Origin of the sequence: Cellulomonas bogoriensis 69B4 = DSM 16987, from assembly GCF_000767165.1 — a bacterium.
Taxonomy (GTDB): Bacteria; Actinomycetota; Actinomycetes; order Actinomycetales; family Cellulomonadaceae; genus Actinotalea; species Actinotalea bogoriensis.
Genome location: NZ_AXCZ01000117.1, coordinates 1 through 8,498, shown reverse-complemented (window position 1 = coordinate 8,498; position 8,498 = coordinate 1). Strand labels below are relative to the sequence as shown.

Below are 8,498 nucleotides of genomic sequence, written 5' to 3'. Positions count from 1 at the left end.
CCGCCGCGCCGGGCGCCCCTGCCACGCACCCTGAACCCGCGCCGACGGAGCCTGCGTCTCCGCCGGAGGTCCCTGCGGGTCCTCGTCGTGGTTCCAGCGTGACCGCGCTCCTGGAGCTCGGGGTGCCGGCGAGGCTGATGGCCGGGTTCGGTGACCCGAGCGCTCCCACGCCGCTGTCGGTGCTGGTGCGCCGCTTCGACCGGCCACCGACGGCACGCCTGGGCGAGGGCGTGCTGGTGGTCGCAGGGCAGGGGGACGCCGCGCTGCGGACCGCCACGCAGATGGCTCACCGTGCCGGTCTGAACACCCACGAGATCGTCCTGGCTGGGCACGTCGACCCGGTCCCCGGGCACGGCCGGCGCTTGCAGTCGGTGGCAGGTGCGGGCCGGTTCAGGGCCCGGACGGACCCCTCGCGACCGACCGTCGTGGCTCTGGGGGTCTCTGAGGACCGTGAGACCTGGGCGGACACCGCTGCGATGCTCCAGGCCCTGGAACCGGATCAGGCGTGGGCGGCGGTCGACGCGACGCGCAAACCGGTCGAGGTGCGGCGTTGGCTGCGGGCGGTGGGGGCCGACCGGCCGTTCGACGCCCTCGCGGCGTGCGGGGCGTTCGAGGCCCAGGCCCCGGGGACGGTCCTGTCGCTGGACGTCCCGGTGGGGTGGGTGGACGGTCTGCCGGCTACCCCGGTGGTGTGGGCGGCGGTCCTGTCCGAACGTCTGGCGGACGACGCCCGCTGGGACTGACGGCCGCCTCGAGGTGCCCGACACGGGCGCTGGTGGTCCTACGGTGGCCCACGGGGGGGCGTGACGGGATACGCTCGCGTGCATGCTGGTGCTGAGTCGACGCGTGGGGGAGCGCCTGGTCATCGGTGACGACGTGGTCGTCACCGTGATCGACGTGCGCAGCGACGGCGTGCGTCTCGGCATCGACGCCCCGCGCGAGGTGCGCGTGCACCGGGCCGAGATCCTGGAGGCGGTGCAGCAGGCGAACGTCGCGGCGGCGGCTGCGGACGACACCGCTGTCGAGGCGCTGCGCGCCCTGCGCCCAGGCGCACCCGGTACCGACTGAGCCACCCCGGCACGCCCCCGGTCAGGGGTGCCCCGTGGCCGTCGGCCCGGTGCGGGTGAGGACTGCGACGACTCCTCACAAGCCCCAGGGGCGTGCCGATCACACCCTCAGCACGTGACGGAGGTCCCGTCACCGGTTGAGCTGTGGAGGCCGACGTGGAGGACTTGGACGAGATCGTCCACGAGTTCCTCGTGGAGAGCCACGAGAATCTCGACCAGCTCGACTCGGACCTGGTCGCCCTGGAGGGCGCGCCGGAGTCCCGCGAGCTGCTCGGCAGCGTGTTCCGCACGATCCACACGATCAAGGGCACGAGCGGGTTCCTCGCCTTCAACGTGCTCGAGCGGCTCACGCACGTGGGCGAGAACCTGCTGGTCCAGCTGCGGGACGGCAAGCGGGTGATGGACCAGCCGACCACCGACGTCCTGCTGGAGATGGTCGACGGGGTGCGCGCCCTGCTGCGACACATCGAGTCGGACGGGACCGAGGGCGATGTGGACGTGGCTCCCACGGTGGCGCGCATCCAGGCCGTGCTGGACGGCGCGACCGCCCCTGCGGCGCCCGAAGCGGCGGAGCCCGAGCCGGCCACCCCCGAGCCGGTGGAGCCCGAGCCGGAGCCCGTGGACGAGGGAACGGTCGCCCGGACCACCGTCGAGCCGGACGAGCCGGCGCCCACCCCCGACGACGCGGGAACGGCTGAGGCCGACCTGCCCCAGCAGCGGCGGCCCGAGCCGGCGCCACCGCGGAGGAAGACCGTGAAGAAGACCCCACCACCGGCCGTGCAGCAGCCGTCCGAGCCGCCGCCGGCGGCCTCCGAGTCCGCTCCACACCCCGTGGACCCGGGTGAGGCCCCGGCCGAGGCGACCCGCGGCGCGGCCGACGGCTCGATCCGCGTGGACGTGGACCTGCTGGACGCGCTCATGCGGCAGGTCGGTGAGCTGGTGCTGGCCCGCAACGCCATCACCCGTCTGGCCGACAACGTGGCCGACGTGGACCTGGCGCGGGCGTCCCAGCGGCTGAGCCTGATCGCCTCCGAGCTGCAGGAGGGCGTCATGAAGACGCGCATGCAGCCCATCGAGCACGTGTGGTCCAAGGTGCCGCGCATGGTGCGGGACGTCGCGGCGGCGTGCTCACGGCAGGTCCGGCTGGAGATGACCGGTGGTGACACCGAGCTGGACCGCAGCCTGCTGGAGGCCATCAAGGACCCGTTGACGCACCTGATCCGCAACGCGGTCGACCACGGCATCGAGCCGCCGGAGGACCGCACCGCGGCGGGCAAGCCAGCCAAGGGCCTGGTGAGCCTGCGGGCCTACCACGCCGGGGGCCAGGTCGTGGTCGAGGTCATCGACGACGGCAAGGGCATCGACTCCGACCGGGTCGCGGCGAAGGCGGTGGAGAAGGGCCTGCGGACGGCCCAGCAGGTCGCCTCGATGGGGCAGGCCGAGCTGTTGCAGCTGCTGTTCCTGCCGGGTTTCTCGACCGCGGAGGCCGTCACCAACGTCTCTGGCCGGGGCGTGGGCATGGATGTCGTCCGCACCAAGATCGAGGCCATCGGCGGCACCGTCGACATCGAGTCGATCATGGGTCGCGGGACGACGTGGCGCCTGCGGATCCCGTTGACACTGGCGATCATGCCTGCCCTGACGATCGAGTGCGACGAGCAGCTGTACGCGATCCCGCAGGTGAGCCTGCTGGAGCTGGTGGCCCTGGACGCCCAGACCAACGACGGTTCGGTGGAGTGGGTGCGCGGGGCGCCGGTGTACCGGCTCCGCGGGGAGCTGCTCCCCCTGGTCGACCTGCGCGAGGTGTTCTCCGGTCCGGCCCGCGAGGGGGACGGTCGCACCGTGATCGCGGTGCTCCAGGCCGACACCCAGCGCTTCGGGCTGATGGTCGACAGGGTCCTGAACACCGAGGAGATCGTCGTCAAGCCGTTGTCGGCACGCCTGAAGTCCATCGGGCTGTACGCCGGGGCGACCCTGCTCGGTGACGGCCGGGTGTCGCTGATCCTGGACGTGCAGGCCATCGCCCGACGGTGCATGAACGGTGAGCTGGGCGAGGCGGACCGCCACGACCAGGACGCCCAGTCCGACGTCGAGCGCGACATCGAGCAGGTGCTGATCACCGCGATCGGTGAGGACCGCAGGATCGCGATCCCGTTGTCCGCGGTGACGCGCCTGGAGAAGCTGCCGGCGGCGTCGGTGGAGCGGGTGGCCAACCGTGAGGTCGTGCAGTACCGGGGTGCGATCACCCCGGTGGTGCGACTCTCGAACCTCCTGGGTGGCTCGGCGAGCACGGGCGAGGAGCTGACGGTCGTGGTGTACACGCGCCGGGACCGCAGCGTGGCGATCGTGGTCGAGGAGATCATCGACATCGTCGACGACGACACCGCGCACCACTCCGACCTCGGCGACCGGGGCCTGCTGGGCTCGACCGTCCTGAAGGACCGCGTGACGGAGCTTCTCGACGTGCACGCGGCCGTGACGGCCGGTGACCCGTACTTCTTCGACGACGAGCCGGCTGACGAGGCGACCGAGGCGCAGGGTGAGGTCCCTGCCCAGAACGGTGCGCACCGCTCCGGGGAACTGGTGGGTGTGTGACATGGGCCGACAGCTCGCGACGTTCTCGGTGGAGGGCGCCCGCTACGGGGTGGACGTCCTGCACGTGCAGGAGGCTCTGCGCTTCCAGGCCAGGACCCCCGTCCCGGTCGCGCCACCCGGGGTGGCCGGCCTGGTGAACCTGCGTGGACAGGTGGTCCTCGCCGTGGACCTCAGGGTCAAGCTGGGGCTGCCGCCCCTGGCGCAGGGTGTCGAGCCGATGATGGTCGTGGTGAAGGTCGGCAGCGAGCCGGTGAGCCTGCTCGTCGACGAGATCGGCGACGTCATCGACGTGGACGACTCCCAGTTCGAGACCCCGCCCGACACCCTCGACGCGGCCCTGCGGGACGTCCTCGTGGGTGCGTACAAGCTCGACGGGGGCCTGCTTCTGGCCCTGGATGTCGAGGCGGCCACCGCCGCGTGACCTTCCCGTGGTCAGGGCCCCGACCGGGCCCTGACCGTCGTCCCACCCGCGCCCACCCCTGCGCGTCCTCATGAGGAGCACCATGGCCCGCTCGTCGTCCGCCACCGACCACGACGGAGAGCGCCGCGGGCGCCGTCCGCGGTTCGCCGACAGGTCCGTCCGCACCAAGATCCTCGCCGCGATCGGGACGTTGACGTTCGTGGCGGTGGGTTCGGGCGCACTGGCGGTCTCGTCGATGCAGACGACGACCGAGGCCGTGCGGTCGGTGGCCGACGCGCAGTCGGGGCTCGCCTCCGAGCTGGCGTTCGTGCGGGCCGAGGTCAACGAGGCGCGTCTGGCGATGGCACAGGTGGTCGCCGCGTCCAGTGACCAGCAGCGTCAGATGTGGGCGTCGCACATCGCGGACATCGACGCCCAGCTCGAGGAGGCGATCGGGCGGGTCGACGTCGCGGTCGGTGCGGACTTCCCGCAGTGGACGTCGTTCGTCGACATGTGGCGCGAGTGGCAGCAGGTCCGTGAGTCCCAGCTGATGGCCCCGGCGATGGCTGACGACGCCGTGCGCTACGAGCAGGTGCGCCTGACCGTGGCCCAGCCGTTGATGGACCGTGCGCTGGAGCACCTGGACGACGCGGCCGCGCAGATGAACGCCTACGTGGAGGGCGTGGCCACCGACGCGGAGCAGGACGCGAACCGGGCTGTCGCGGTGTTCGTGGTGGCGTTGGCGCTGGGTGTCCTGGTCGCCGTGCTGGTGGCGTTGCGTGTGACCGCGCAGATCAGTCGCCCGGTGCGGGAGGTGGGTGTGGCGTTGCAGGCCTTGGCCGAGGGCGACCTGACCGCACCCGTCACGGTGACGGGTGCGGACGAGATCGGTCGGATGGCGGGTGCCCTGCGTGAGGCGCAGACGTCCCTGCGGGGCATCGTGTCGCAGGTCGCCGAGACCTCGTCGGCGTTGGCGGCGGCCGCGGAGCAGATGTCGGCCGCCGGCACCCAGGTGAGCGCGAGCGCCGAGGAGTCCAGCTCGCAGGCCGGCGCGGTGGCGGCTGCCGCCGAGGAGGTCAGCCGGAACGTGCAGGCGGTGGCGACCGGGGCGGAGCAGATGGGGTCCTCGATCCGGGAGATCGCGCAGAACGCCAACGACGCCGCTCAGGTGGCGGCACGGGCGGTGGAGTTCACCCGGCACACGCAGGGGTCGGTCAGCGAGCTCGGCGCGTCGGCCAGGGAGATCGGTGACGTGGTGAAGGTGATCACCTCGATCGCGGAGCAGACGAACCTGCTGGCGTTGAACGCCACGATCGAGGCCGCGCGTGCCGGTGAGGCGGGCAAGGGGTTCGCGGTGGTGGCGGGTGAGGTCAAGGACCTGGCCCAGGAGTCGGCCCGGGCCGCCGAGGACATCGCCGGTCGCATCGCGACCAACCAGACCCAGACGCAGACCGCGGTGGCGGCGATCGGTGAGATCTCCTCGATCATCGCGACGATCAACGACTACCAGCTGACCATCGCCAGTGCCGTGGAGGAGCAGACGGCCACCACGGGCGAGATGTCGCGCGGGGTGGGCGAGGCTGCCACGGGCTCGGGCGAGATCGCCCAGAACATCACGGGTGTGGCGGCGGCGACAGCGACCTCGAGCGAGGTGCTGACGCAGCTCGGCGCGTCGATCGACGAGCTGGCGCGGATGTCCGCCGACCTGCGTGGCAAGGTCTCGACCTTCACGTACTGACACGTGCCCGACGGCACCGTCGAACGCCGGAACGCTCAGAGCCTGCGTCCGGATGCCGATGGGCGGTATGAGTCCTACCCCGACCAGCTCACCGAGGAGCTTGCTGACATGGCGACCGACACGATCGACAACACCGGCGACGACCGGTCCCGGTCGGGTGCGTCGACCGGTGCCCCCGACGGCCCGGACGACCGGGCGACGGTGAAGCCCACCCCGGTGGGGCGTGCGATGGCCGCGGTGCGCAGCGCAGGTGCGGGCGCGGCGGCGGTCGGGTCCACCGTGGGCACGTCGGTGGGTTCGGCGCTCAGGGTGGCGGCCGGTTCGGTGTCCGGCGGGGCGGGTGCTGCCCGTCGTCGCGTCGCCGAGGCGAAGGCGGCACGCGCGTCCCGTCGTGGCGAGCCGGACCACCGCGACGAGGAGCTCGTGGCCCGCGCGAGCCGGGCGGGTCTCCTGCACGGCATCGGCGCGAAGATCATGGGTGTGGTCGCGATGATGGCGGTCACTGCCGCGGGTGCGGGGCTGGTGGCCGACGTGAACCTGCGGGCACTGGCGGACGACTCCCGTGAGCTGGCCCGCATGCAGGACGAGATCACCGCGCCGGTCGCGATGGTGAACCAGTCGCAGGCCGAGGCCCAGATGCTGCTGGCGCAGGTGGTCGCGTCCGAGGACTACCTCGAGCGGCGCAGCTGGGCACGCCTGATCCCTGAGACCGACGTGCCCCTGGAGGGCGCGGCGAACGAGGTGACCGCGGTCCTCGACGGCGCCGTCCCCGAGTGGGAGTCGTTCATGGACGGGTGGCGGGAGTGGAAGCGCCTGCGTGACACGACCATGCTGCCGGCCGCCATGGATGCCGACCGGGCCCTGTACGAGCAGGTCCGTCTGGACCAGGTGCAGCCGATCGTGGACCAGATGGCGGCGGACATGGAGGTGGTGAACACCTGGGTCGCCACGTACGTGGACGACGTCGCGGCGCAGGCGGCCGCGGACGCGACGCGGGCGCGGGCGGTCTCGGCCGGTGCGATCGCGGTCGGCCTGGTGCTCGCGGTGCTGCTGGGGACGCTGGTGGCCCGGTCGGTGCGCCGGTCCCTGGCCCAGGTCGAGCGTTCTCTGCAGGCGATGGCCGAGGGCGACCTCACGGTGGCGGCGCAGGTGCGCAGCCGCGACGAGGTGGGTCGGATGGCGGCGGCGCTGTCGCTCGCGCAGGGGTCGTTGCGCCATACGCTGGCGCGGGTCGCCGAGACGGCAGGGACGGTCGCCGCGGCCTCTGAGCAGATGTCGGCGGCCGGGTCGCAGGTGTCGTCCGGGGCGGAGGAGACCAGCGTCCAGGCGGGGGTGGTCGCTGCGGCGGCCGAGCAGGTGAGCCGCAACGTGCAGGCGGTCGCGGCGGGCGCGGAGCAGATGGGCGCCTCGATCCGTGACATCGCGGAGAACGCCAACGAGGCGGCCCGGGTGGCGACCTCGGCGACGGAGGTCGCTGACGTGACCAACGCGAGCGTCGCGCGCCTGGGGACGAGCTCTCAGGAGATCGGGAACGTGGTGAAGGTCATCACCTCGATCGCGGAGCAGACGAACCTGCTGGCCCTGAACGCCACCATCGAGGCGGCCCGTGCCGGTGATGCGGGACGTGGGTTCGCGGTCGTGGCGGGTGAGGTCAAGGAGCTGGCTCAGGAGACCGCCCGTGCGACCAAGGAGATCGCCGCGCGGGTCGAGGCCATCCAGACCGACACCGACGACGCCGTGGGGGCGATCTCGGAGATCGCGTCGATCATCTCGCGGATCAACGAGTACCAGCTGACGATCGCGAGCTCGGTGGAGGAGCAGACCGCGACCACCAACGAGATGTCCCGTGGTGTGACCGAGGCGGCCACCGGGTCCGGTGAGATCGCGGAGAACATCACCGGCGTCGCCACGGCGGCGTCGTCGTCGAGCGTGGTGCTGGGACAGATGCAGTCCTCGATCGACGAGCTGGCCCGCATGTCGGCGGACCTGCGCACCCAGGTGGGCGCGTTCCGTTACTGAGGGGCGGGACCTGGAGGGGGCCGTGAGGGCGCCTGCCGGGGGGCCGTGCGGGTGTCCCGTGCGCCGCGTCGTCCGGCCGGATCGCCGCTCGGGCGACGTCTGCTGACCGAGGCGGGAACCACCCGCCCGAGTGCTCACAAGGCCCCGCGGGGGGTCGATGGATAGGCGGACGCGAGAGCCGCCGGAGAGGAGGGGAAGTGGCACGGATCAGAGTGCTCGTGGTCGACGACTCGGTCGTCATCCGCCGACTCCTCACCGACTCGTTGCGGGCCGACCCCGCCATCGAGGTCGTGGGTATCGCCGCGAACGGTCAGCTGGCGCAGGCGAAGATCGCCCAGCTGGCGCCGGACCTGGTGACCATGGACATCGAGATGCCGGTGATGAACGGCATCGAGGCGGTGCGGGCGTTGCGGGCCGCCGGTCACCGGATGCCGGTGATCATGTTCTCGACGCTCACCGAACGTGGTGCGGCGGCGACCCTGGACGCGTTGGCGGCCGGTGCCACGGACTACGTGACCAAGCCCTCGAACGTGGGCAGCCTCACCGAGGCGTTGGCCCGGGTGGCTGCCGAGCTCCTGCCGCGCATCAAGGCTCTGGTGCCGCACGCGCGGCCGGGTGGGACGAGCCCCGGCGGGCGGTCCGCGCCTCGTGCGCGGGGCGCGGCCCCGCGACCGGCGGG

General features: G+C 72.4%; 7 protein-coding genes. All 7 read left to right on the top strand.

From position 1 onward, the window contains the following. The first annotated feature begins 98 nt into the window (after positions 1–98). Positions 99–743 carry a hypothetical protein gene (locus tag N869_RS10520; protein WP_035061293.1) on the top strand — a complete coding sequence of 215 codons (645 nt, stop codon included), beginning with the start codon at positions 99–101 and terminating at the stop codon, positions 741–743. A gap of 82 nt (positions 744–825) precedes the next feature. Continuing rightward, complete coding sequence (gene csrA, locus N869_RS10515) at positions 826–1,068, top strand: carbon storage regulator CsrA (protein WP_035061290.1); 243 nt, start codon at positions 826–828, stop codon at positions 1,066–1,068. A 155-nt stretch (positions 1,069–1,223) separates the two neighbouring features. Further along, complete coding sequence (locus N869_RS10510; protein ID WP_035061302.1) at positions 1,224–3,662, top strand: chemotaxis protein CheW; 2,439 nt, start codon at positions 1,224–1,226, stop codon at positions 3,660–3,662. A gap of 1 nt (position 3,663) precedes the next feature. Beyond that, positions 3,664–4,083, top strand: a complete 420-nt coding sequence (locus N869_RS10505) for a chemotaxis protein CheW (protein WP_035061288.1) — start codon at positions 3,664–3,666, stop codon at positions 4,081–4,083. A gap of 82 nt (positions 4,084–4,165) precedes the next feature. After that, positions 4,166–5,800 (top strand): methyl-accepting chemotaxis protein, encoded by a 1,635-nt coding sequence (locus N869_RS10500; protein ID WP_035061286.1) that lies wholly within the window; start codon positions 4,166–4,168, stop codon positions 5,798–5,800. A 108-nt stretch (positions 5,801–5,908) separates the two neighbouring features. Further along, the gene (locus N869_RS10495; protein ID WP_232229698.1) at positions 5,909–7,819 is read left to right on the top strand and encodes a methyl-accepting chemotaxis protein; all 1,911 of its coding nucleotides are present in this window, start codon (positions 5,909–5,911) and stop codon (positions 7,817–7,819) included. A 197-nt stretch (positions 7,820–8,016) separates the two neighbouring features. After that, the coding region (locus tag N869_RS10490) for a response regulator (RefSeq protein WP_035061296.1) at positions 8,017–8,498 on the top strand (482 nt) is incomplete at its 3' end.